Here is a 23,442-nt window from a genome sequence, read left to right as displayed (position 1 = left end):
ATCATATTTCCCTTCGAATTGATATGTTAACTTCGTTATGAACATTTTACACTAATTAATAGAAGGAGGAATGATTGATGACACTTATTCAATTATATGACAAGGGCTTAACACCCTTTCAACAATTATTAGGCTACAACAAGGGAATTCAGCTGCACTGGCAGCAGTTAGGAGACGTACTAGAAAAAGACGGGCATCTATCCGCTTCATTAAAAGAAGAGGTTCGAAAAACTTTAGCTCAAAAAAATGGCTGTCAGTATTGTCAGGCAAAAGGCAAGCCTGATCCCCAGAACTATGATGAGAAAACGGCGGTATGCACAGGTTTTGCGGAAGCATTCTTAGCTGCTAAGGGGCACACCGCCCCCAATGTCACGGCTGTCTTAAAGGATTATTTAACAGAAGCTGAGATTAGCGAGCTACTAGCATTTATTTGCTTCACGACAGCACAGCAATATTTTGGTGCTCTTATGCAATTAAAATAATAAGGAGCTAGGGGAGAAACCCTAGTTCCGATTCACTCAATTCAATATGCTATCCTTTTAAATCGATTTTATTAGCTATATCTATTATAAATTTCTTACTAAGCTCTTCTTTCATATTATTCTCAGCATCTACCATCACTTGCTCAATGAGACAGCCTTGATGATGGAAGGAATCTTCGTGATCAGAGGAACAACTAAATAATGAGGTTTGTCCTTCAATCGCATATATCACCTCTAAAAACGAAATTTCTTGGGGGCGCTTAGAAATACGGTAACCACCGTTAACACCTGGATTCGACTCAATTAAACCTGCCTTCACTAGCTTTGTTAATATTTTCGATAGATAGGTTGGAGATAATTTTTGTATTTCTGCTAAAGACTCTACACTCATTGATTTCCCTTTAGGATTGCGTGTTAAAAACACCATTGTATGTAAAGCATAGTTTGTTGCTTTTGAATACTTCATCATTCATCACCCTTCATTCAGGACCTTTACTATCTGCAATTAAAACACATTCTACCATAATTAAAGGAAAAAGATGATGTCAACGGCAGAAAAAGCAACTTTGCAAGGTGAGGGGTTGATTTCCGTTCCGCCAGCGTCCTTTCCAGGGGGCGTCCGATGAGCCGCTTCACTCACTTCCGTTCGCTCCAGGGCTCCTCTGTGACGCTGGCTCCACTCCAATCAACCATTCTGCAAAGTGTCTTTACTTTTTTTCATAATCAAATCGCCTATTATCTGTATTCTTAGAGGGGATAAGCTCTTATTTTCAGTGTGGAGAAGTGATGCGTGACAACACCTCTTCATAAAGAGTAGTGAGCACCTTCACTTTATTTGAAAACCTTTGCTAAAAAGTTAGTGGGTTGAAGTAGAAGGCTACTTGACTCCCGTGGGATAGCGAGACAGGCGAAACCCTGCGGAGCGGTAGCGGAGTAAGCGATTCGGCGCTCGCCCACAGGAAAGCAAGTAGCCTGTAACGGAAATCCATTTCTACCTTTCAATTGACTGTTTTGTTTTTCAACACTAAGAAAGCATGTTTTTGTATGAAAACATGCTTTCTTTTAGGATCTATTATTCATGCTGTCCATAGCCCGTTTCTTCAGCCATAGCGTCAGCCTTTGTCACATGCACAGTCCCAAATGGATGGTTTGGTGGCGCATAAATCGTGTAAAGCTTTAGTGGTTTATCCCCTGTGTTCGTAAAATTATGCCATGTTCCTGCAGGCACCATGATAGCCGTATCTTCTGTGACATGTCTCTGATAGTTTAAATAATCTCTAGTTGGCCCCATTTGAGTTAATCCATGCCCCTCCTCAATACAAATGAATTGGTCGACGTGAGGGTGTACTTCTAAGCCAATATCTTCCCCAACATTGAGACTCATCACCGTTACTTGTAAGTTTGACCCTGTCCACAGTGCTGTACGATAATTTTTATTGCGCTTTGTAGCCTCTTCAATGTCGACAACGAATGGTCCTGGTCCAAAATCATTCTGGATATTACTTCTTGGCGTTCGTTCTACCTGATTTGGATAGGCCCAATAAACAGGTTGATAACCGTAATTATACGATTGATAATTACCGTAATAAGGGTGATACATTTATCTCAATCCTCTCATGCATGATAACGCTATAGTATGCAGTTGATTGAAAGAAGGTACTCATATGTAGTTTGCACTTTGAATTCTTAATTGAGTAATATTTAAATATAGACTGGAGGTAGTTGGCATGTATGCTAGATTAGCAGAAAAACTCGCAAGCACTACTGCGATTAAATGGTTTCCTGGACACGGTGCTGAAGATGATTGGATAGTAGAAGTTGAAGCAGAGTTAGGATTCAACTTACCACCATCCTATCGCTGGTGGTTAAAAAATTATGGTAATGGGCAGCTGAATGGTGGATCTATTCTCTCGATCGGTCAACCAGCATACAGAGACATCAATGATCACGATATTCTCTATATCCATCGTCTTAACTTGGCTGATGAAGATTGGTGTAAACAATATCCGAATAGATTAGATTTATTTGTTCCAGACGCTGACGAATTGTACTTCTTTGATCGATCGTCTAAAGATGAACTCAGCGAATTTCCTGTTATGTGCTATGACTTAATGAATGACATGATCTATGAATATGCCTCTTCCTTCTCAGAATTTCTTGAAAAATTGATTGATGAACGTAGTTAATAGCATGAGTTGCCTTATTTATGGAGGCAACTCACAACTCGGAAAATTCCTTTTTTAAACGCTTACGAAATTTATCATCTGTAAGAAATTTTAACTGAAAACTATTCATACTATTTGAGAGTTTAATCTGCTCTAATGTATTTAAGTTATTAGCGAAAAAGGCTATTTCTGTTTTATTTCTATCTTTATCTTCTGCATAGGCTGCTAGTGTTAACACAAATGCAGTCGATCCTCCCTTTTGACCAGCATGTTTTAGCCATGTTTGATTTCTAGGATTCTGCATTAATTGCTCCAACACGGGATCTAAATATTTATGTACCTCTGGACTAAAGAAATTTTTATTATTCAATTTTTCTAAAATAGAGATGTAATCATTTGTTGTGGCCCTTATTAAACGGTCTGACCATATCCTTTGAAAATCCATATTGAGCATTTTTTGTGCTTTTGCTTTCTCCTCAATTGTCAAAGGATGCTCTATCCAATTCGCATGAATAGCCATTGCCCGCTCACGATATTCAGCCATATCCATTTCTCGCATAGCCGTTAATGTTGCTTTTTTCGTTAAATTTTTTTCCGCCATCAAGTGAATGGGAATATGGAGTGCACTTACAATTGGATACAAAGGTTCATGATCCTCTACATTTAACTGAGTAAGCACATCATTAATTGTTTGAAAACCTAGTACGTGCATTAAATATTCCGTATTTGCGTTAGAGCTATAGGCAATCATGCCATTTGCGACTTGACTTAAAGGCACACGATCCGCCCCCTTAAGGTTTAACTGCGCTAACCATGCTTCATGTGCGCCGCCATCCGTTTTAGGGATATAAAATGCCTCTAACTCCTTTAGTGGGACCTGCTCTTGAGGATTAATACGGCCATCTGCTGCTTGTTGAGCATAGGCGATGGCAACGATCATTTTAACCGTACTTGCTAATGGTAGCTGTTCCTTGGTGTTTAGCTCCACCCAATGTTGTTGATTATATTGAATGACAACGGAAATATTTTTATCCTCTTTATGTTCCTTCATAAATTGCACAATATATTCAGGATCGTCCTTCTTGATTTCTTTTTGAAACTTCCAAAAAATAATGCTACATACAAATCCTATACAAACCAAAATACTGCCAATCACCCAATACAGCTTTTTCATATTCATCCCTCCATCACTCGGCTGCTTCCAACAACCATTGCTGTAGTGCTGTAGACAACTTGTGATTTAATCGTAATGCTATTTCGGTGTTTATTTCTTCTGGTGGCATCACTTCTACAAGTATGCATACGGAATCCCTTGTTTGATTCAAGGCGAATAGTCCTTCTTCATCAAGCTTTTTCATGGCTAGTTCCATTGCTGCTAGCCGTAATGCCAGTTCTTGCTGCCATGCTTCCCCTTCAAGAGTATAGATGTAAGGGCGCTTATTAAAGCACTGCCGAACATTCGAAAAATTTTCTTCTCCATAGCAATAATAGGGAGAATCTGCATAAGACCATTTGATAAGGGATGCTCTTTCAGATATGTTACTGTTAGTTTGTTTAGCAGCTTGTCGTTCCAGCGCTTCCCATGACCAAGCTGAAACGCTCGGGGCATGCCCTTCTCCAGTAGTGCATAACGTGCAGTAATAATAACTTTCACCATTTTTAAAAAGATCCAGAAATGTTTTTCTCGCAGCACAAACTATTACATCTGCCAATTGCTCCATGCTATCGATCTCTGACATATCTTACCTTTTTAATGAATTAGAGAAGCTCTTAAATTGCTAATCCCATTTTCTAAATATCCTTTGAGGCACGTTAATGTATAGACCCAACCCTCTTTTTGGCCCATCATTTTTGCCACGATTTCTGGGTCATGTACATTTAACCCTGATTCTACTACAGTAATAATTGTTTCACTTTGTGATTCTTCAAATGTGATGGTAACCATCGTCACTTCACCATGCTCTTCTCCCCATACAAACACAATTTTTTTATTCGTCTCCATTTCAAGAACGGTGATCACACCCTCTGCACGATACTCAGCATATTTAAGTGTGATTCTTTTACCCTCTCCCCATCTTTCAGAGCTGCTAGAAAACCAATAATTCCCGATTTCAGTAGGAGATATAATGGCTTCAAATACTTTATGGGCTGGCTGATTGATTTTTAATTTCGTCGTCACATCCGTATTTATCATCGTTCATCATCCTTTTCATATTGTCTATCTACACCTTCGCCAAAATTCTCCCTTAACCTTCCTTCCTAATAAAAATTCACTAAAAAAGGTGCGATTCTCCTAATGGAATCGCACCTTCTCACTTAATATATCTTTTTATTATCATCAGAGCGGTTCTTTAAAAATTGCAGCACTGTTTCCTCTCCAGTAAACTATTAGCTCATCTAATGGAAATAACCTATTTTAGCCTTTGGAGAAATGGCTATTCCCTCACCATTATTGGCTATATGTTGTAGTAATGTACTTTTACCACTACCATTGTTACCCGTAAGCGCAATTTTTTACTAATGGGGTTTGGAAGCTGACCTCGAGTAATAGTACCTTCTCTTGAACATGTAAAGTGAAGCTATAATATGTCACGTTTCAAAAATTCTCTCTAAAGACATATTAATTACTGTCGATATATCACAAATGAACATCCAAAAAGTATACCATTTGGTGAAAACCTGATATAGTATGGAATTTAAGAAAAAATAAAATTTGAATTGGTGGTGTTATGTGAATGAAGAAATACGTTATCGATATTTTAATGATTATGCTTGGATCACTGCTTTTTGCCCTAGCAGTTAACTTATTTGTTATTCCAAATGATTTAGGTGAGGGGGGCGTAACAGGCTTAACGATTATTGCTTATTATCTGTTCGGATGGTCGCCAAGTATTGTCAGCTTTGTTATGAATGCAGCTTTACTTATTGTTGGTTATAAATTTTTAAATAGACAAACAACAATCTACACAATCATTGCGGTCTCATTCCATTCTTTATTTTTACATTTAACAGAAACTTGGTCTATTTCCTCAGATGAAATTATCATCAATACGATTTTTGGTGGCGTATTTGCTGGAGTTGGTATTGGCTTAATTATAAGAGTTGGTGGTACAACAGCAGGTTCTACGATTTTAGCTAGAATCACTAACAAATATCTTGGCTGGAGTATTAGCTATGGACTTTTATTCTTCGATTTAATTGTTGCTTTTTCGTCTTATTTTATCATTGGTGCGGAGGCATTAATGCTAACGATCGTCATGCTATATGTTGGTACAAAGGTAATGGAGTTTGTTATTGAAGGGGTTAACCCTAAAAAGGCCGTTACCATTATCTCTAAGAAACCTGAAGACATTGCTGGACAAGTAACTGCTTATATGAACCGTGGAGTTACTGTTCTTTCAGGTCATGGCTATTATACAAAGGAACAAAAGGAAATTTTGTATATCGTCATTAGTAAGCAAGAAGTTGTAAAGCTCAAAAAAATTGTCAAAGAAGTCGACAAGGACGCCTTTATTGCCATTCATGATGTAAGGGACGTTTTCGGAGAAGGCTTTATTGAACTAGCAAAATCATAAGGCAGTCTAAAACACCTTTTGTCATTACTTACAAAAGGTGTTTTATGTTGTTGAAAAAGATGATGTCACTGGCAGAAAAAGACCTTTTGGCAAGGCTAGGGGTTGATTTCCGTTCCGCCAACGTCCTATCCAGGGAGCGTCCGATGAGCCGCTTCACTCACTTCCGTTCGCTCCAGGGTCTCCTCTGTGACGCTGGCTCCACTCCAATCAACCATTCTGCAAAAGTTCTTTTCCTTTTCTTTCATACTAACAGTAGTGAACACCTTCACTTTATTTGAAAACCTTGCTAAAAAGTTAATATTTTTATGGGTTGGAGTGGAAGGCTACTTGACTCCCGTGGGATCGCGAGACAGGCGAGTCCCCTGCCACGGAGATCCATTTTCACCTTTCGCAAAAATGCTATTAATGGTTTTGTTTTTCTATCTACCTATTTCTATCAATCTGTAAGGAGCTTTCGATAATGCTGTCCAATAGTGCTGAATAGCTGATTCCAGCAGCAAGGGCACTTTTTGGTAGGAGGCTATTTTGTGTCATGCCAGGCAATGTATTAACCTCCAGCACATAAGGAACCCCATCCTTAATCAACATATCTACTCTAGCATAGACACTGCATCTTAAAGTCTTGTAACTGATCATCGCAGCTTTTGCCACACGATCATGAATCGCAAGTGGGAGTTCTACAGGTTCCTCTATTGTAGAAGCATCATCATATTTTGCCTGGTAGTCAAAAAACACTGCCGTATGTTTGATTGAAAGGACTGGCAATAGCTGCTCATTGAGGATTGGACATGTAATTTCGTCACCAATCAAATACTGCTCAATAATAATTTCGTTATCCCACTTAAATACCTCTGCAATAGCAGTCAATAAGGCACTCCGATCATGGACAATGTGGACACCTACACTAGAGCCACCAGCATTTGGTTTAACGACAAGCGGATAACCAATAAGCTCTATATCCTGTAAGGGCAGCTCCTCTCCCTTTACGAGATGTATCCAATCTGGTGTTGCAACACCTTCATATCGAAGTATTTTTTTAGCCATATTTTTATCCATGCACAAACTACTTGCTAGAAGACCGCTTCCTGTATAAGGAATAACCAATGTTTCTAGCACCCCTTGAATCGTACCATCCTCTCCAAACTTACCATGAAGTGCTAACAAAGCCACATCAATGTCACGCACCTTGTCAATTATCTCTTTGTTATCATCTAATGTAATGGCAACAACTTCGTATTTTTGCTTATCTAATTGAGTGACCATTTCCTTACCTGTCATGATGGAAACCTGCTTTTCAGAGGAAGTACCACCCATAATTACGCCAACCTTCATTTTCTCAACTCCTCATATCGGTTTTCAATGTATCACCAATGATTTGAATACCACGAACAATATCGTCATCTGCTAAACGAGAGAAACCTAAACGAAATGTATTACTGCCTCTCCCGTTTGTATAAAATACATCTCCTGGATAAAACACCACGCCCTTGTCATAGCACTTCTCCAGCAGTAAACGTGCATCTACTTCCTCTTTTAGCTCTATAAAGAGGTGGAGTCCTCCATCCCCTGTTATCCTGCTAAAGGGAATGTATTGCATACAGGCTTGTCGAGCAAGCTCATATTTTTTCTTGTAAACAAATCGTGCTTTCTTCAGATATTTTTCAAAATAACCATCCTGTAAATATTGGTATAACACTGCCTGATCCAGTGTCGATGTATGAATCGTTCGAGCTCTTTTCATGCTTTCTAAGCTATCAATTAACGCCTTATCTGCTAAAATCCAACCAACACGTAAGCCAGGGAAAAGAATTTTAGAAAAGCTGCCAATATAGACAACGTTATTACCTATACCACTAAAAGCGATCAGTGGTGCCAAATGAGAGCTTGAATACCTCAATTCCTCATTAAAACCATCTTCTACAATGGGTATTTGATATTTGGAAAAAAGTTGAAAAATAGCATTCCTTTTCTCCGAGGAAGTGACTATTCCTGTTGGATTATGATAGGACGGGATGAGATAGGCAAAATCAAAGTCCTTATCTGCTAACGTTTTTTCCACCTGATCCATATCAATCCCGTCATCTTTCATATCGACGCCATGTATGTCTAGCCCATGTAAACGGAAAAGCTTCAATGCTGCGTGATGTGTAGGATTTTCACATAGTACACGCCCTGATTTTTTAGCTAAAGAGGACAATAAAATATCTAGCCCCTCTGTAAAACCATTTGTAATTAAAATATCTTTATTAGAAATGTCTACACCTTTCATCTCCATATAGCTAAGAAGATAGTCAATTAAAGGCTTATACCCCTTGGCATAGCCATAGTTCAAGACAATATCTCCTTCAATGGACATTCTTGTGAGAAACGCCCTTTTGAAATTTTCAACATCAAAAAGCTTTTCTTCTGGAGCAATACTAGTAAACGAAATCATGCCTTTTTGCCAGTGTATATCTTGCCGTATTAAATCAATTTCATCTGCTAATAAAGTTGCTTCATTTAGCCTTTGCTTCCAATCTATTTCAATAGAAGAGGCTTTCAATGTAGTAACCTTTCCGATAAAATGCCCTTTTCCCTTCACTGCATAGATGATGCCATCTAGCTCTAATTCGGCATATGCGTTCAGCACTGTATTCCTACTGACCGCTAATAACTTACTAAGTTCACGGGTAGATGGAAGCTTTTGATGTTCCAACAGATGCCCTTTGACAATCATGTCTTGAACATAATCCTTCAATTGTACATAAACTGGTCGTTCATCCATAAGCTTAAAATCACTAAACACTTCCTAACCCCCTTGCTTCATTTTTGCATAAACCATGATGACCAAAAAGGTCCACACATTATGTAATTTCCTGTTAGAGTGGTTGCTCTTCCTTCTATCATATTTCAATATGGTCATAAGCATAAAAAGAAAACTCCTCTTTTGAGAAATGCATCTTCAAAAGAGGAGTTTTTTATTATTTTAAAATACTTTTTAGACCGTATTTCCTTTTTCATCAGGATATACTAAAGACACGACTACTCCAACAATTAAGCAAATAAAGAATGTCGCTGCCTTGGCTGACACGACGGCCTCCATAGGTGACAGAGACCATGCAATCGCACTAATAAAGCCTACAATAATTGTGGCAATGACCCCAATGCCTGAAACACGTTTCCAGAAAAATATTAGAAGGATAACAACAGAAAATGTATTGCCAATCCCTGCCCACGCAAAGGATACTAAGCTATAAATCACTGAACCCGATTTGAGTGAAATGATAATACCCACAATCCCACTAATAACAGCCACTAGACGCGAAAGGTGAACTAATTTTTTGCTGGAAATATTCCAACGCAATGTTTTATGAATGATGTCCTCACTTATCGATGTTGTGATTACTAACAATTGAGACGAAGCCGTTGACATAATAGCTGCTAAAATACCAGCCACAATAATTCCTGCAATCCAAGGCGGTAAAATTTCAAATACCATATGTGGCAAGATCATTTCAGGGTCCTCAATAGAGCCTTGTTTATACAAAGTGGACGCAAAAATGGCAGATAAAAAGGCACCCACATAGACAATTAGTGTCCAAATAATCGCCATATTACGGCCAGTAATTCGCTCTTTTTCAGTCGTAATAGCCATAAAACGAGAGCTCAATTGAGGTTGTCCTCCAAGCCAGCCAAAGAACCATGATAAATTTGTAAATAACATCGCCCCTAAGGCAAGTCCATTTAAGCCTCCAATCCAACTATCTGCGCCATTGCCCATTTGTGCAAGCTCTGTTGAAATGCTTAAACCTTGATGTTGAATTTCCATATAAGCTGCAATGGGTACAATAACGAACGAGATCAGCATTAAAAAACTTTGGATGGTATCTGTCCAAACAACAGACATAAATCCTCCCATACATGAATAGGCAATTATTATTGCTCCAATAATAATTGTTCCCCACGTAATGTTAAGTCCTGAGAATGAATAAATGGTTTTACCCATCCCGGAAAATTGAGCTGCTAAATAACAAACAAAGAATAACACCATTACTACAGAAGCTAACCAACGAATTATATCTGCGTGCTTTGGAAATTTAACCGCAATATAATCTGTTAGGCTATTCACCTTATATTTTTGTTGCTCTGTCATAAAGCGTTTTGATAAAAATAGCCATGATGCAACAACGCCTAAAAGCATGCCAGATAAAATCCAAATTCCAGACAGCCCAGCCACATAAATAAAGCCAATAGCCCCTAAAAACATATAGGCGGATTCACCAGTTGCACGTTCAGAAAAGGCTAACGCCCAGCCAGGTAGTTTATTTCCCCCTAGAAAGTAATCATTATGTGATAAATCTTTTTTACTGAAGTATATACCCACTCCTAGCATAGCGAGTAAATAGATAAATATTTCAACATAAACAATTGTATGCATATACCCAAAGTCCTCCATCTGATTAATCTAAACAATCCCAATTGGTTTTATCAGATAATAGTTCGGGTTTTTTTAATTGTCAATAACTAATTTTGTAAAAAGGATGCAAAGTATTTCGATATTTCTACAAACTTTAAAGCCCCCGGAGAAAGATGAATACTGTGTTTGTGTGCAATTCCAACCTGTCTAATATATGCTTGATAAAATTTTTTTCTAATCAGCTTACTTGGTGCATGTAGTAAAAGGGAATTCGGCACAATGGAAATGCCTAAATTTTCATTGACCATTGTTAAAATAACTTGGTCAACCGATAGTTCATATACCACATTGGGATGGATTTTATGTTTAGCCAAAATCTTTGATACATCCCGATCAATCGTACGTTTAGGCATAATCCAGCGTTCATCCTGCAATTGCTCTAGATAAAGCGTCTCTTCATTCGCCAATGGATGCTCCTGTGCCATAATGCAAACAAGCTCATCATCAAAAATTGCATCAAATACAAGATGTTTAGAATTTGGCTGTACTAAAAAGCCAATATCTACTATGCCATTATGAAGCCAATCCTCGATTTGGTCATAGTCTCCCTCCATCAAACGAATTTGTAGGTCTGGATGATACTCTTCGAAGTACGCTAAAACCTTTGGTAATAATACCAATGAAACACTTGGTAGAATACCAACCGATAACGTACCCCCAATGAGATTTTTTAAATTTGCCACGGAGGTTTCAAGTTGCTGCTGTTGCTGCAATATTTTTGATATGTGTTCGTAAACTATTCTCCCCTCACTCGTTAAAACAATATTATTGCGGTTTCGAATAATTAGAGAAAGTCCTAATTCTGCCTCTAAATTACTAATCGTATGACTGATTGAAGACTGTGTGAGATTGAGCTTTAAGCCTGTTTCTGTAAAATTCCCTGTATCGATAAGTGTATGGAAAGCAATATATTGTGCTAATGTAGCCATGCTATTCTGCCCCTTTTATGATTTTTTTTCATATTTGATTGTGTAAATATTCATTTGATTTAAATTACTAGCCACCTCTATAATAAAAATAAAATCCAAGTAAATCAATATGATTTGTGATGAGGGGGCTCATAAAATGGCAGAGGAAAAATTAATGATGAAGGCTTTATCTATGGACATAATTACCGCAAAAATGTTTACAGAATTACATCTCTCCATTACAGAGCAATACGGAGAGCATGGTCGGGGTTTAGTACAAAAAGGCTTGGAGGCCTTTGGTTTAAAAGACGCTGAAGCAATGGCAAAAAAAGCAACAGCAGAAGGCGAAAATCATACTTTCTTTGAATATTTACCATCAAGTGTCGAGGGTGAAGAGAAATTTGCGGATTTAACAACGTTCGCCCGTTTTTCCAAAATGTTTGCACAAATTGCCAAGCCAATTGTAGATGAATATGGAGAAGCTGGTGAACAAGTGATTATGCGGGCAGTAGAACGTTTTGGCCATAAACGAGGCCAAGGTATTGCTCAACGTGCACGCACAAACGGCTTAGAAAATTCAGTAGAGCATTATTTAACAAACTATGATATGGGTCGTAGTGATTTATTTGAAATAGAAACCGTCTATAAAGAAAATGAGGTAGAACAAACGTTTACTCATTGCCCACTAGGTCAACAATGGGCAGATGATGATATGGGTAAATACGGCATTTTATATTGCAAAGTCATCGACCCCTCTATTGCCAAAGGGTACAATAAAAATCTAGAGGTGGTACATGATCAATTTGTTTTACGTGAAGGACAGTGCCACTTCCAATTCCAAATGAAAGAGTGATGTCATGATTAATGGAGTTAGGCTCGTACAGCATCTTCAAGACTTAAGTCAAATTGGTCGCAATGAAAAGACAGGTGGCATTAACCGCTTCTCGTTCACACCAGAAGAAAAGCAGGCCATTGAGTTAGTCACAACTTATATGGAACAAGCAGGAATGAATGTCACAATCGATGCAGTTGGAAACCTTATTGGTACATATGGTGAAGGAAATGAAACCATTATGCTGGGTTCTCACATCGATACAGTACCAGAGGGCGGCAAATATGATGGAGCATTAGGGGTGCTAGCAGCAATTGAAGTGGTACATTCTATGCATGAGCAACAGTTGCTACCCTCTAAAAAAATTCAAGTTGTCGCTTTTAAGGATGAGGAAGGAACGAGATTTGGCTTCGGGCTCCTTGGCAGTAGTGCAATGGCTGGTCTTTTAACGGAGGAGCAGTTACAGCATTCAGATGAAGCTGGCATTTCCATTGAAGAAGCCATGAAGGATTTCGATTTATCACCTTACCCTTTAGTAAAAGTGCAGCGTAATGATATTAAAGCTTATTTAGAAATGCATATCGAGCAAGGAAAAGTGTTAGAAAATGAAGACCTACCAGTCGGTGTTGTCACAGGTATTGCAGCCCCATTATGGCTAGAGGTAACCGTAACGGGTGTCAGTGAACATGCTGGTGCCACACCTATGCCGATTCGTCAGGATGCTCTAACTGCAGCAAGCGAAATGATTTTAGCTATTGAGCAACTATTAAACAATACAACAGATTCCGTTGCAACGGTTGGTAAGCTAACGGTCTCTCCAAATGGGACAAACGTTATACCAGGTAAAGTCACGTTCTCGATTGATCTTCGTGATATTGACGAAAATAAAGTAAGCGCACTAGAACAAGAAATTATGCAACAGCTGCAACAAATTGCTGAACGAAGACATGTCTCATTGGCATCAAAAGTATTGCAGCGCATTAAGCCTGCAAAAACCGACGCCTTACTACAAAAGCAACTCACTACAAGTATTGAAAAGCAAGGTATACGACCTTATTCTCTCATAAGTGGTGCTGGGCATGACGCAATGAATCTTGCTGAAATTGCCCCGATTGGGATGCTATTCGTTCGCTCAAAGGACGGCATTAGTCATAATCCATTAGAATACAGTTCAGATGAAGATATTGTTGTAGCAACTAATATTTTTTATGATACCGTTGTCGAACTTGCTAGATAGACTACTATATTATAGAAGAAAGCCATTCTCTATATTGTTGAGAATGGCTTTTATAGAAAGTCATTATTCTTCGCCTTAGCAATAATTTTTTGAATGAACGGTTCCTTTTTCTTGGTATAGGTTTGGCGATCATACTGAAAGTGATCAGCAAGCTGTTCTTTTAAGGTTTCATATTCATCCGCCGCTTGAGCATTTAATCGAAGATAATCTCGGAACAGGCATTTGTCAATCCATTCACTACTGTTATATTCACATATGTGTAAATGACATGTTCCTTGGCCCCATAGCCCTTTTCTAAAAAATCTTCTTTCCATTAGCTCCGGTTTAGGAACATATTCATACCCAATAATTTTTAACGCCTCTATTAGTTCCGAGACTACTTCTATACTTGGGACGCCTAGAAGGATATCGATAATAGGCTTAGCCTTTAAACCTTTGATAGATGTGCTACCGATGTGCTCAATCCCTAATATTGCATGGCCAATAACTTCTTGAATACTTCTTTTCTCATATAAAAATTGTTCTTCCCAATTCACATCATACTCTGACAATACCACTTCAATTTTTTTCAAGTGGTGCTCACCTCACTTTTTGGAATAAACCAACTATAAATAATGCGTATTTACCTTAAAATAATAAATCTATTTCGTTTTTCAATCTCCTTTTAATATAACAAAATTTCTCTATTTTTGATTTAACTGGTTTCATTTCAGGAAAAAGAATATCCTCTCTTTTAATATGATATAGTGTAATTATGGTTAAATTTTCTAAATAATTGAAAGGGGCTATAAAATGGAAGAAATTTTAACGATTACAAATTTAACGAAGAGTTATGGAAACAAGGAAATCTTGAAGGGGATTGACCTTCATGCAGCTAGAGGTGAAATCATCGGTTATATTGGCCCCAATGGCGCTGGTAAAAGTACAACTGTAAAACTTATTCTAGGCCTAGAAGGTGATTATGGCGGCGAAATTAAGCTCTTTGGGAAAAGCATAAGGCAAGACCAAATTGATTATAAACGGCGAATTGGTTACGTTCCTGAAATCGCTGATGTTTATGATAACTTAACAGGCTATGAATATTTAACCTTCATCGGGCAGCTATATGGATTAGAGCTAGAGGAGGCGGCTGACAAATCCAAATCGCTAATGGAACTGTTTGGAGTTGGTGAAGCGTACCATTCTAGAATTTCTTCCTATTCTAAGGGCATGCGTCAAAAACTACTAATTATTGCAAGCCTTATACATAATCCAGACCTGCTATTTTTAGATGAACCAATCAATGGCCTAGACGCAAACAGTGTCATGATTTTTAAAGAAATCCTAACGCAACTAGCTGCCAACGGAAAGACTATATTTTACTCATCTCACATTATGGATGTAGTTGAAAAAATCAGTAGCCGTATCATTCTGCTGTATGATGGAAAAATTGCAGCGGACGGAACATTTGCCCAATTACAAGCAGATAATACCGAAGGAACATTAGAAAGAATTTTTAACCAGTTAACAGGATTTCATGAACATCAGGAAATCGGAGAAAAATTTGTGTCCGTCGTTCGAGGAGGACGATTATGACAGATTTCAAAACGCTACAATTGCTTGATAAATTCCGATGGCTTTTTGTAAAAATGGGTATTGATTATGACATGATGAGAAGAATCCTCCATATAAAATTAACGATGGATGAACGGAAAGTACCAACCCTATTTAATCAGAACAAAAAGAAAGACAATCAAAAGTACGGTTATATTAAGTCTCTATGGATTTATGTGTTATTCGGTCTTATACTCATCCCGCTTATGGGATTTGGTCAAAATTTTCTATTTCAAATGAGCATTGCCTTTGCAATGATTATATTTTTGATTATGACTTCATTGATTTCTGATTTTTCTTCTGTGCTTTTAGATGTACGAGATAAAAGCATACTTTCAACTAAGCCGATTTCAGCTAAAACAATCAATGCAGCAAAATTTATGCATATTTTTATTTATTTATCCTATTTAACATTGGCCCTAACAGCCATCCCACTAATAGTCAGCCTTTTTACTCAAGGAATTGTGTTTTTTATTTTAACAGGTCTTGAGATTCTATTAATGAATTTATTTATAGTTGCCATCACAGCCATTTTATATATTGCCATTTTACGATTCTTCGATGGCGAAAAGCTGAAGGATATGATTAATTATGTACAAATCGCTTTATCTCTAATGCTGATGATTGGCTATCAAGTTCTTATTCGATCCTTTGAATTCGTCAATTTAGATATGGTAGTGTCGTTTCATTGGTGGAGCCTCTTCTTAATTCCGATGTGGTTCGCTGCTCCTTATGAACTCATACTGCATGGTGACACATCCTTATTGACAGTCATTTATACCCTCTTAGCAGTGATTGTACCTATTATTTCGATTTGGATATATATCAAGCTCATACCAACCTTTGAACGCAATCTCCAAAAATTGCTAAGTACAAGTAAATCAAAAAAAGAAAAGAACAATCGATTAAAGTCGTTTTTATTAACCATTGTGTGCAGAACACACGAAGAACGAGCTTTCTATCGCTTCGCCACTCTGATGATGAAGCAAGAACGAGAGTTTAAGTTGAAGGTCTATCCATCTTTAGGTTTTTCATTTATTATCCCCTTTATTTTCATATTTACTTTTAGCAGGGGGGAAGAAGTCGATTATGCTAGTAGTATGGGCTATTTAAATATCTACTTTAGTATGATGATTATACCATCCGCTGTCCTTATGCTTGGTCACTCTGCTAAATATAAGGCTGCTTGGATTTATAAAACGCTCCCGATTAAAGACTATATAGATTTACAAAAAGGTAGCTTAAAGGCATTTTTAATCAATTTGTATATTCCGTTATTTTTAGTACTAAGTACAGTCTTTAGCTATATTTACGGTATTCGAATTATCCCTGATTTACTAGCTGTTTTGGTAACAAGCTGTTTGTATACCATCCTTTGTTTCGTCATGATGACAAACAAATTACCTTTTACCAAACCCTATGATGAAGTTAATGATGCGCAAGGCTGGAAGATTCTTTTGTTATTGCTCCCTTTAGGTTTACTTGTAGGGCTGCACTATATAATAGCTAGTCAGATAACATACGGCTCTACTATATATTTCATTGTGTTTTTCTTCATCAACATCTTGATTTGGAAACTGGTTTTTAAATTGGAAAAATAACTAAAAAACGGCTCAAATCCTATTATAGAGTGGGATCAGCCGTTTTTTCCATGCTATGGCGTTTAAAAGGTAAATGCAACGATTTCTTCCTCACCACTTTTCATATCTTTTATTTTATACATATTTTGACTGACCTCGTTTTCTCCTAATACAATGACCTTTGGTGTGTTTTCACGATTGGCTTTTTCCATTGCCTTCTTCACTTTTTTCCCACTTAACTCAACTTCTATTTTATATTTTTCTCGCCGTAATACAGTTGCCAGCTTTAGTGCCTCCTTTTCTGTTCCCAGAGGAATAATATAAATATCCACACTAGGAGCGTTTTGATCTATTTTTCCTGAAAGCGCCAAAGCTGTATAGATGACATCTAACCCAAATGAAATACCAACAGTTGCATAGGTTTGATTTGTCTCTAAAAGGCCACCAATTGCATTGTCATAGCGTCCCCCGCTACCAATACTTGATCGGATTGTTCCATCAGCTAAAAAGATTTCATAAATTGTTCCTGTGTAAATTTCAAGTCCTCTCGCTAAAAATGGATTGAAAATACATTGCCCACTTATTCCAAGTGCCTCTATATAAGCTGTTAATTCCGTTAATTCCTGTAAACCTTGTTGTAAAAAGTTGTTTTCGGTCGCATAGCCTTCAAAATACGCCATACTTATTTGAGGACGTTCATCTAAAAAACGCTTTATTTTATTAATGCTATTATCTAATAACCCCAATGCCTGCAATTCTGCGAGCATTGTTTTCTCGTCTATTTTTTCAATCTTATCTAAAATTAAAATAACTCGATTCATTTGATCCTGTTCAACCTCAAATAATTGCAGCAAACCAACTAAAAGCTTGCGATTATTATATTGGAGATTAATTTTAAGTTTAAGCTGATCAAAGGCATCTATCGCCATCATCATTAGCTCCGCCTCAGCAGCCTGTGATTCTACCCCAACAATATCTACATCACATTGTGTAAATTCGCGAAAACGACCAGCCTGAATGGGGCCATCTCGAAATACTTTGCCAATCTCATATCGTTTAAATGGCATAGCAATCGCTGGATTCATAGCTACAACCTTTGCAAATGGAATCGTTAAATCATAGCGTAACGCTAAATCCCGCTCGCCTCGATCTGTTAATGTATACATCTCCTGTAAAATCTCAGCACCACCAGCATATTTAGAAGCCATCAACTCTGTATAGTTAAGAATAGGTGTTTCTAACGGCTTGCAGCCATAGGATATAAATGTATCTTCTAACGTACGGCGTATCGCACGACGAGTAGCCTCCTGCTCTGGTAAATAATCTTGTGTTCCTCGAACATTCTGATAGTCCATTTTTTTCATCATAATCTCCTCCTCATTTTTTGAGCAATAAAAAAACCGTATAACGATAAAGCTTCAAATCAGCTTTATTTATACGATTACATGAGAAATAGTCTTCCTATTCAATATTAATAAGATAATAAAGATAGCAAGACTAGTGATGATGATGATGTTTTGTTGTGAATGATTGGACAAGAGTAATGACCATGTTTATTCCCCCTTTAATATTAAGGGTTACTATAAGACACACCAGATTAAATGTCAAACTTTTCCTAAAATTCATACAGTATTTTTTTCATTTTTTCTAGAGTAGCTAACATTTCAGCTAATTCTTCAGATGATAAATTAGCATGGTACTTTTCTGTAATCTGTTGATTAAAGGCTTCGATTTCCTGTTTATATAGTTGCCCCTTCTCACCCAATTCAACAGAAAATGCACGCTTATCCTCTTCATGCTGCCTTTTCATTATATAACCATCCTGTTCAAGCTTAGCTAATTGCTGACTCACTGCACTTTTCGTAATAGCCATTTTATCTGCTAGTTCTGAAGGTGAACAGGACGGATGACGAATCACTAATGTTAAAAGAACATATTGCTGATTATTTAAGGAGTAATTAGTATAAGCCCTTTCCATTTTCTCAAGCATGATCCAAATATCTTCAATGGTTTGATTAATTTGCTCCGCTACCTTGTTATTCTTCATTTTTTTGAGTGTCACCTTTTTCTCGCCATTTTTTAGGATTTAGATAGCTTTTAAATTTGTTAGCTACCTCTTTTCCAACAAGTAAAGCACCAAGCCAAAATAAGATTTCAGCTACAATAATACTTCCTGGTATAATCCCAGCCTTTACTTTTGTAGGTATCGGTGTGAAAGGTGTAATGATTGGGATTAACCATAGTGAAAGAGAAAAGATAATAATGCCTAATCCAAGCTTATAAGCAAATGATTTTTGTGTTTTTTCGTTAGAGGTCATGTATCTTCTCCTGCGCATTAATTTATTTAAGTTAACTAAACTATATTATACATTTCTTTTTATGTAAAGCACTTTAATCTTTATAAGAAAACAAAAATCCCCATCTATTTGAATAGTGAAGAGTCAAATAGATGGGGTTATTAATGCTGTTATTTTCCAAATGTAAGGGGTATACGTAGCTCATCATTGGGCTTGTTAGTTAAATATTTAAAAATGAGAATTTCTAGCTCCTTCTTGTCAAAATTCTCATAAACATCCATTCTTTTATTATTTTCAAGAATGCCCATATATTCAGGCGTTCCATAGATTTTTTCTTTACCCTCTAAATAATAGGTTTGATTGACTCCAGCAAACCCTGGATCAGGGCTTAATGATTCCACATAAAGGTTATTGTCCTTCATATAATAAGTCCATGAAATTGAGTACCCTGCTATATTAGATGTTACACTTTGAGGCTTTGCTGATATGTTCGTTAATTGGATTGAATTGTCGTCTCCGTATAAACCTTCAACATGGTTCTTAGCAACGAAAGCTACAGGTTGATTTTCCAAAGAGGCTCCATTTAGTCCAGTTATTTCAAAGCGCAGCTCTGTTTCATTAGGATCTCCAACTTCACTCGAAATATACCCAGTCAATAAAGTTCCACCTACATCCAGTTGATAATCCATATAAGGAAAAGTTTCGTATTTTTCTTGAGTAAGAATCAATCGAACTTGGGTCGGTGTAACCGACATTTCATGAATTTTAGTTCCACCAGGCACGTTGTCAATTGGAATATCTAGTACTTTCTTAAATGACGTATTTTCCAGTTGTGTTTTAGAGAGATTTAGTTGCATATTCCAAGTGCTTTCTTTTGTTTCTAGTATGCGGTTATAAGAAATTTGGAATTTAGTCCCCTCCTCTTGTAAGGCTTCAGACTCGAATAGTTGCTGACTAAAATATTCTCCTTTCGCTCCCTGTCTTCCCATGAAAGATCTTTTCCCTGTTTCAATTGAATGATTCGTATTATTAATCGCCTCAATGAATATCCCTGTATTTCGGACTTTTAAATCTGTAAGTGTAACTGCCGTTTTAAGCAATATTTTACCTTCATCTTGTTCAAAAGATTGAATAGACACTGTGTCAACTCCATCCTTTTGAATAGGGAACACTTGCGTAGTCAAGTCATTTGGATTATAGTCGATAGAATATTTCTCATCGCTGATGAACTGAATATTCTCCATCACAAGCTCCACTTCTGTCATCTGTCCTTCAGCCACCCAATCCGTTTCAAAATAACCCTGAAAGGTCCCAAGCTCCTCATTCCAAGAATGTGTATAATTCCCTTCAATAAAGTTACCCTTGGAATCTTTAAGTCCGGTAAGTTCAAAGCCAATATTCTCTCCATCCCAAGAGGCATCAGGTTTCAAACTATATAAAAGAAAGGTTCTGTTATCATCGATAAACGCCGTATGTACAGTGAGCGTAAATCCATCCTTCGTAACAGATTGTTCAATCGTCTGCCCTAAACCCTGATCTAATGCAGACTGAATACCAGCTCTATAAGAAAGAATAGTTGACCAATCATAATTCAATGCTGCATAGACAGGGGTAGCCATTAGAGCGACAGCTAATCCTGCAACCAATACAAATCTCTTTCTTTTACGCGGTCGAAGTTCGATCGGTTCATCCACGATTTTTAGTTCATCCTGTTGGATACTGCTCCACATTTGTTCAAAATCAGGATACTTCATGTTATGGTCTGCCTTCATCTCTTTTTTCAATTTCTTTTCAATGCGTTCCAAATTGATTCTCTCCCTTCAACCATAGATTTTGATTTTGTTCTAGTTTTTTGCGCATAATTTTCAATGCCTTATGGAGTCTCGATTTCACTGTTCCCACCGGAATCTTTAGTGTTTCCGCAATTTCCACTAATGATAGCTCACCGATGTAGCGAAGGGTGACAACAGCCATTAACTTTTCTGGTAGCTGTCTGAGTAGTGCATCCCACTCCTCCTCTGCTGCCTTCTCCAATACAATGGTGTCTACAGATTTAACTGTTGCCGTAGTTTGCTCCTGCAGCAACTGTACCTGACTCACTTTTTTTAACTGAGCCTGCTTTCTTTTAAGCAAATTTAAGCATTGATTCATCGCAATTCGTAAAATCCAAGCACGTGTATGCTCTACACTTCTCCAATCCTGACGAAAGACGGTGACAAATACATCATGGCAGAGATCTTCCGCATCTTGGGCGTTCCGTAGCATGTAATAACAGGTACGGTATACATCTTTGTTGTATGAATCGAATAATTCACGTTCTGTCAATTCAAGGCACTCCTTTCTAATTGTTCTACGTTATAAACAAATGACTACTAGAAAAGGTTCATTTTTTCAGAATTTCATGTACATACTTTTTAATCTAGTGATTATGTAAAAAAATCCAGTAAACATATTCAAAATAAAAACAGATGGCAATATAGAGGTCCATTATGGACCATCTAATCCATCTGTTTTTGTCTAGTGGAAAATAGTAAACAAATACTCAAGACACTATTGTTACATGCAGATTTTTTCGGTTTCCTTTAAAAGATCTCTTTTGGCTAAATTCCGAATCACAATTGATTCTTCTAAAAATCCAATTTTAAACTTCACCTTTTTTTCGTGCTGCCATTTCATCTTTCATTTCCTCTTTTAATGCTTCAATTGACTGTTTACGTCGCTTATTTTTTTCTTTTAGCCTGTTACTTTCTAGAGGATCTGCAAATTCCATACTAATTTCTGCTTCCTGAACTTTCTCTTCAGTATTTTTAACAATGTCACGCATGCGTTCAACATTATTGGATCGATCATCTGGTTTTCGGTGTCTTGAATTAGCCATGTTAACCTCCTCAAATTTTGACATAAGGTTATTTTGGAATCATTTTGTCATTATATGAGTGCTAACTTTTTCTAAAAAACATCTTTTAATAGCGGTCTATCCAATAATTCTAACTTTAATTAGAAACAATTAAGTTTCCCCATATAATAACCTGACATTGTATTCAAACAATCTCTTCCCTCAGACCTGCATAGGCCGATTTTGAATGCATAAATACAGATAAAACTAGGGCGATGAAAATAGCTATGACTCCAAATGCAATACATACCATTTGTAGTGAGAGCCATTCCGCTAGCAATCCTAAAGCTAACGTAAAGACAATCTGTAGCACGTTGATGACCATTGTGGAAATACTACCAAAACGGCCCATAATTTCTGTCGGTACACTTATTTGATAAAAGGTGCTGTATCCCGCATTACAAAATGACATACATATTCCTAATGCAATAAAGCTAATAATCGCCATTGTCACATTCGGTGAAGAGTAAAATAATGTGTAGGAAATTGTCGTCAAAAGCAGACCATAGACAATATATTGTCTAGTTGAAAACCTTTTAGCATAACGAGCAGCCATTGCTCCACCAATGATCGCCCCAATCCCAGCGATACTAACAATGATACCGTATAGACTATCTGAAGCTTGTAGCCTTTGTTTAATAAATGTAGCTTCTTGTGAGTCTAATGCAAAGGCAATCATCAATGCACCTTGAAAATATAGAAATACTTTGGCAAAGACTTGCTCTTTTTTAATATAAGCGTAGACAATACCATAATCCTCTTTTAGCATATTCCAAGTAATGGGTTTTCGCTGCATTTCCTGATGATCTTCTATTGCTGGAAGCTTAAAAATCGAGAGCGCACAGATAAAGAACGTCAAGGCATTAAACCAAAATGCTACAGATACATTTGAAATGGCAATGATAAACCCAGCCAATGCTGGCCCAATTAAAAATGAGCCTGAGCTAAACATTCCTAATATTGCATTAAAGGATTGTTTATCTTCGTCTGGAATATATTTCGAAATATAATAGGTACTACTCGGCCCAAAAAAGCTACTTGCAATATTAGATAAAAATAATACGCAATAGATGAGCCAAATAGAAGATGTAAATGGTAACAATAAAATCAATATGCCACGAATGATATCACTATAGATCATTAATTTTTGTTTATTCGAGCGATCAATAATGGAGCCTGCAAAAAAGCTTGTTAAAATTCGAGCAATCGGTCCTACAATAAATATACTAGCCATAGCAGTAGGCGATTCTGTTAAATGCCAAACTAATAAATTCAGTGCTACTAGATTTACCCAATTTCCTAAATACGAGAAACCAAAGCCAAACAGAATGAGACGATACTTCCTAATAATGCGCATAAGTCTCCTTTCTATCACCTAAGAATGAATTATTGGTCTTTTTTTACATAAAAGTATTCTTTTA

24 protein-coding genes and 1 pseudogene are annotated in these 23,442 nt (G+C 37.1%); 7 read left to right on the top strand and 18 right to left on the bottom strand.

Features of this window, described 5'->3' with window-relative positions; translation table 11 throughout:
* Nucleotides 1-77 precede the first annotated feature (77 nt).
* The gene (locus ACEVFT_RS07135; protein ID WP_393949006.1) at nt 78-482 is read left to right on the top strand and encodes a carboxymuconolactone decarboxylase family protein; all 405 of its coding nucleotides are present in this window, start codon (nt 78-80) and stop codon (nt 480-482) included.
* A 49-nt stretch (nt 483-531) separates the two neighbouring features.
* On the opposite strand, the gene ACEVFT_RS07130 is transcribed toward ACEVFT_RS07135, so the two are convergent.
* A complete protein-coding gene (locus ACEVFT_RS07130) occupies nt 532-951 on the bottom strand; it encodes an Rrf2 family transcriptional regulator (RefSeq protein WP_205446073.1) in 420 nt (139 codons plus the stop codon).
* 603 nt (nt 952-1,554) lie between these two features.
* On the bottom strand, nt 1,555-2,082 hold the full coding sequence (locus tag ACEVFT_RS07125) for a cupin domain-containing protein (RefSeq protein WP_393949005.1): 528 nt from the start codon (nt 2,080-2,082) through the stop codon (nt 1,555-1,557).
* Nucleotides 2,083-2,209: 127 nt separating this feature from the next.
* On the opposite strand from ACEVFT_RS07125, the gene ACEVFT_RS07120 reads away from it, so the two are divergent.
* Nucleotides 2,210-2,668: an SMI1/KNR4 family protein gene (locus ACEVFT_RS07120; protein WP_342441948.1), complete on the top strand. Its 459-nt coding sequence runs from the start codon at nt 2,210-2,212 to the stop codon at nt 2,666-2,668.
* Between the two features lie 31 nt (nt 2,669-2,699).
* Here the strand turns inward: ACEVFT_RS07120 and ACEVFT_RS07115 are convergent, their stop codons facing one another.
* The 4 genes and pseudogenes from ACEVFT_RS07115 to ACEVFT_RS07100 all read right to left on the bottom strand — a co-directional run.
* Nucleotides 2,700-3,821, bottom strand: coding sequence for a serine hydrolase (locus ACEVFT_RS07115; protein WP_393949002.1), 1,122 nt, complete (start codon nt 3,819-3,821; stop codon nt 2,700-2,702).
* Between the two features lie 13 nt (nt 3,822-3,834).
* Entirely contained in the window at nt 3,835-4,386 is a 552-nt protein-coding gene (locus ACEVFT_RS07110) for a DUF4303 domain-containing protein (protein WP_393948999.1), read from the bottom strand.
* Between the two features lie 11 nt (nt 4,387-4,397).
* Nucleotides 4,398-4,841 carry an SRPBCC family protein gene (locus ACEVFT_RS07105; protein WP_393948997.1) on the bottom strand — a complete coding sequence of 148 codons (444 nt, stop codon included), beginning with the start codon at nt 4,839-4,841 and terminating at the stop codon, nt 4,398-4,400.
* Nucleotides 4,842-5,068: 227 nt separating this feature from the next.
* A pseudogene (locus ACEVFT_RS07100) lies at nt 5,069-5,161 on the bottom strand (ATP-binding cassette domain-containing protein); the annotation flags it as partial.
* A gap of 221 nt (nt 5,162-5,382) precedes the next feature.
* Here ACEVFT_RS07100 and ACEVFT_RS07095 point away from each other — a divergent pair.
* Nucleotides 5,383-6,222: a YitT family protein gene (locus ACEVFT_RS07095; RefSeq protein WP_393948996.1), complete on the top strand. Its 840-nt coding sequence runs from the start codon at nt 5,383-5,385 to the stop codon at nt 6,220-6,222.
* A gap of 423 nt (nt 6,223-6,645) precedes the next feature.
* Here ACEVFT_RS07095 and ACEVFT_RS07090 read toward each other — a convergent pair whose 3' ends face one another.
* The 4 genes from ACEVFT_RS07090 to ACEVFT_RS07075 all read right to left on the bottom strand — a co-directional run bounded on the left by ACEVFT_RS07090 (nt 6,646) and on the right by ACEVFT_RS07075 (nt 11,607).
* Nucleotides 6,646-7,554, bottom strand: a complete 909-nt coding sequence (locus ACEVFT_RS07090) for a D-alanine--D-alanine ligase (protein WP_393948994.1) — start codon at nt 7,552-7,554, stop codon at nt 6,646-6,648.
* A 4-nt stretch (nt 7,555-7,558) separates the two neighbouring features.
* The gene (pdxR, locus tag ACEVFT_RS07085) at nt 7,559-9,007 is read right to left on the bottom strand and encodes a MocR-like pyridoxine biosynthesis transcription factor PdxR (RefSeq protein WP_393948991.1); all 1,449 of its coding nucleotides are present in this window, start codon (nt 9,005-9,007) and stop codon (nt 7,559-7,561) included.
* Between the two features lie 192 nt (nt 9,008-9,199).
* Nucleotides 9,200-10,639, bottom strand: coding sequence for a sodium/proline symporter (locus ACEVFT_RS07080; protein WP_342441954.1), 1,440 nt, complete (start codon nt 10,637-10,639; stop codon nt 9,200-9,202).
* Between the two features lie 86 nt (nt 10,640-10,725).
* Complete coding sequence (locus ACEVFT_RS07075) at nt 10,726-11,607, bottom strand: LysR family transcriptional regulator (protein WP_205446082.1); 882 nt, start codon at nt 11,605-11,607, stop codon at nt 10,726-10,728.
* A 136-nt stretch (nt 11,608-11,743) separates the two neighbouring features.
* Between ACEVFT_RS07075 and ACEVFT_RS07070 the strand changes: the two genes are divergently transcribed.
* Complete coding sequence (locus ACEVFT_RS07070) at nt 11,744-12,439, top strand: L-2-amino-thiazoline-4-carboxylic acid hydrolase (protein ID WP_016992791.1); 696 nt, start codon at nt 11,744-11,746, stop codon at nt 12,437-12,439.
* Between the two features lie 4 nt (nt 12,440-12,443).
* Nucleotides 12,444-13,655: a Zn-dependent hydrolase gene (locus ACEVFT_RS07065; protein WP_393948989.1), complete on the top strand. Its 1,212-nt coding sequence runs from the start codon at nt 12,444-12,446 to the stop codon at nt 13,653-13,655.
* 50 nt (nt 13,656-13,705) lie between these two features.
* On the opposite strand, the gene ACEVFT_RS07060 is transcribed toward ACEVFT_RS07065, so the two are convergent.
* Entirely contained in the window at nt 13,706-14,227 is a 522-nt protein-coding gene (locus ACEVFT_RS07060) for a GrpB family protein (protein ID WP_393948986.1), read from the bottom strand.
* A gap of 220 nt (nt 14,228-14,447) precedes the next feature.
* Here ACEVFT_RS07060 and ACEVFT_RS07055 point away from each other — a divergent pair, with 220 nt between their 5' ends.
* Nucleotides 14,448-15,230, top strand: coding sequence for an ABC transporter ATP-binding protein (locus ACEVFT_RS07055; RefSeq protein ID WP_016992797.1), 783 nt, complete (start codon nt 14,448-14,450; stop codon nt 15,228-15,230).
* Entirely contained in the window at nt 15,227-16,849 is a 1,623-nt protein-coding gene (locus ACEVFT_RS07050; protein ID WP_393948983.1) for a hypothetical protein, read from the top strand. The genes ACEVFT_RS07055 and ACEVFT_RS07050 overlap by 4 nt, the downstream gene beginning before the upstream one ends.
* Nucleotides 16,850-16,911: 62 nt before the next feature.
* Here ACEVFT_RS07050 and ACEVFT_RS07045 read toward each other — a convergent pair whose 3' ends face one another.
* From ACEVFT_RS07045 to ACEVFT_RS07015, 7 genes are all read right to left on the bottom strand, one after another.
* Nucleotides 16,912-18,192 carry a histidine--tRNA ligase gene (locus tag ACEVFT_RS07045; protein WP_393948981.1) on the bottom strand — a complete coding sequence of 427 codons (1,281 nt, stop codon included), beginning with the start codon at nt 18,190-18,192 and terminating at the stop codon, nt 16,912-16,914.
* Nucleotides 18,193-18,443: 251 nt separating this feature from the next.
* Nucleotides 18,444-18,875 carry a MarR family winged helix-turn-helix transcriptional regulator gene (locus ACEVFT_RS07040; RefSeq protein WP_205446090.1) on the bottom strand — a complete coding sequence of 144 codons (432 nt, stop codon included), beginning with the start codon at nt 18,873-18,875 and terminating at the stop codon, nt 18,444-18,446.
* On the bottom strand, nt 18,865-19,146 hold the full coding sequence (locus ACEVFT_RS07035; RefSeq protein WP_205446091.1) for a transporter suffix domain-containing protein: 282 nt from the start codon (nt 19,144-19,146) through the stop codon (nt 18,865-18,867). The genes ACEVFT_RS07040 and ACEVFT_RS07035 overlap by 11 nt, the downstream gene beginning before the upstream one ends.
* A gap of 149 nt (nt 19,147-19,295) precedes the next feature.
* Nucleotides 19,296-20,930 carry a DUF4179 domain-containing protein gene (locus ACEVFT_RS07030; protein WP_393948978.1) on the bottom strand — a complete coding sequence of 545 codons (1,635 nt, stop codon included), beginning with the start codon at nt 20,928-20,930 and terminating at the stop codon, nt 19,296-19,298.
* Complete coding sequence (locus ACEVFT_RS07025) at nt 20,917-21,450, bottom strand: RNA polymerase sigma factor (RefSeq protein WP_205446093.1); 534 nt, start codon at nt 21,448-21,450, stop codon at nt 20,917-20,919. The genes ACEVFT_RS07030 and ACEVFT_RS07025 overlap by 14 nt, the downstream gene beginning before the upstream one ends.
* Nucleotides 21,451-21,766: 316 nt before the next feature.
* Entirely contained in the window at nt 21,767-22,003 is a 237-nt protein-coding gene (locus ACEVFT_RS07020; RefSeq protein ID WP_393948977.1) for a small acid-soluble spore protein Tlp, read from the bottom strand.
* Nucleotides 22,004-22,166: 163 nt separating this feature from the next.
* Nucleotides 22,167-23,378, bottom strand: a complete 1,212-nt coding sequence (locus tag ACEVFT_RS07015; protein ID WP_393948975.1) for an MFS transporter — start codon at nt 23,376-23,378, stop codon at nt 22,167-22,169.
* Nucleotides 23,379-23,442 lie beyond the last annotated feature (64 nt).

Source organism: Lysinibacillus sp. PWR01 (genome assembly GCF_043359455.1).
Lineage (GTDB): Bacteria > Bacillota > Bacilli > Bacillales_A > Planococcaceae > Lysinibacillus > Lysinibacillus fusiformis_F.
The sequence above is the reverse complement of the archived record's forward strand: the minus strand, read 5'-3'. Positions and strand labels throughout refer to the sequence as shown.

Coding starts and splice junctions, on each gene's coding strand:
- ACEVFT_RS07135 (WP_393949006.1), top strand. CDS start 78: ATGACACTTATTCAATTATATGACAAGGGCTTAACACCCTTTCAACAA.
- ACEVFT_RS07130 (WP_205446073.1), bottom strand. CDS start 951: ATGATGAAGTATTCAAAAGCAACAAACTATGCTTTACATACAATGGTG.
- ACEVFT_RS07125 (WP_393949005.1), bottom strand. CDS start 2,082: ATGTATCACCCTTATTACGGTAATTATCAATCGTATAATTACGGTTAT.
- ACEVFT_RS07120 (WP_342441948.1), top strand. CDS start 2,210: ATGTATGCTAGATTAGCAGAAAAACTCGCAAGCACTACTGCGATTAAA.
- ACEVFT_RS07115 (WP_393949002.1), bottom strand. CDS start 3,821: ATGAAAAAGCTGTATTGGGTGATTGGCAGTATTTTGGTTTGTATAGGA.
- ACEVFT_RS07110 (WP_393948999.1), bottom strand. CDS start 4,386: ATGTCAGAGATCGATAGCATGGAGCAATTGGCAGATGTAATAGTTTGT.
- ACEVFT_RS07105 (WP_393948997.1), bottom strand. CDS start 4,841: ATGATAAATACGGATGTGACGACGAAATTAAAAATCAATCAGCCAGCC.
- ACEVFT_RS07095 (WP_393948996.1), top strand. CDS start 5,383: ATGAAGAAATACGTTATCGATATTTTAATGATTATGCTTGGATCACTG.
- ACEVFT_RS07090 (WP_393948994.1), bottom strand. CDS start 7,554: ATGAAGGTTGGCGTAATTATGGGTGGTACTTCCTCTGAAAAGCAGGTT.
- ACEVFT_RS07080 (WP_342441954.1), bottom strand. CDS start 10,639: ATGCATACAATTGTTTATGTTGAAATATTTATCTATTTACTCGCTATG.
- ACEVFT_RS07075 (WP_205446082.1), bottom strand. CDS start 11,607: ATGGCTACATTAGCACAATATATTGCTTTCCATACACTTATCGATACA.
- ACEVFT_RS07070 (WP_016992791.1), top strand. CDS start 11,744: ATGGCAGAGGAAAAATTAATGATGAAGGCTTTATCTATGGACATAATT.
- ACEVFT_RS07065 (WP_393948989.1), top strand. CDS start 12,444: ATGATTAATGGAGTTAGGCTCGTACAGCATCTTCAAGACTTAAGTCAA.
- ACEVFT_RS07055 (WP_016992797.1), top strand. CDS start 14,448: ATGGAAGAAATTTTAACGATTACAAATTTAACGAAGAGTTATGGAAAC.
- ACEVFT_RS07050 (WP_393948983.1), top strand. CDS start 15,227: ATGACAGATTTCAAAACGCTACAATTGCTTGATAAATTCCGATGGCTT.
- ACEVFT_RS07045 (WP_393948981.1), bottom strand. CDS start 18,192: ATGAAAAAAATGGACTATCAGAATGTTCGAGGAACACAAGATTATTTA.
- ACEVFT_RS07040 (WP_205446090.1), bottom strand. CDS start 18,875: ATGAAGAATAACAAGGTAGCGGAGCAAATTAATCAAACCATTGAAGAT.
- ACEVFT_RS07035 (WP_205446091.1), bottom strand. CDS start 19,146: ATGACCTCTAACGAAAAAACACAAAAATCATTTGCTTATAAGCTTGGA.
- ACEVFT_RS07020 (WP_393948977.1), bottom strand. CDS start 22,003: ATGGCTAATTCAAGACACCGAAAACCAGATGATCGATCCAATAATGTT.
- ACEVFT_RS07015 (WP_393948975.1), bottom strand. CDS start 23,378: ATGCGCATTATTAGGAAGTATCGTCTCATTCTGTTTGGCTTTGGTTTC.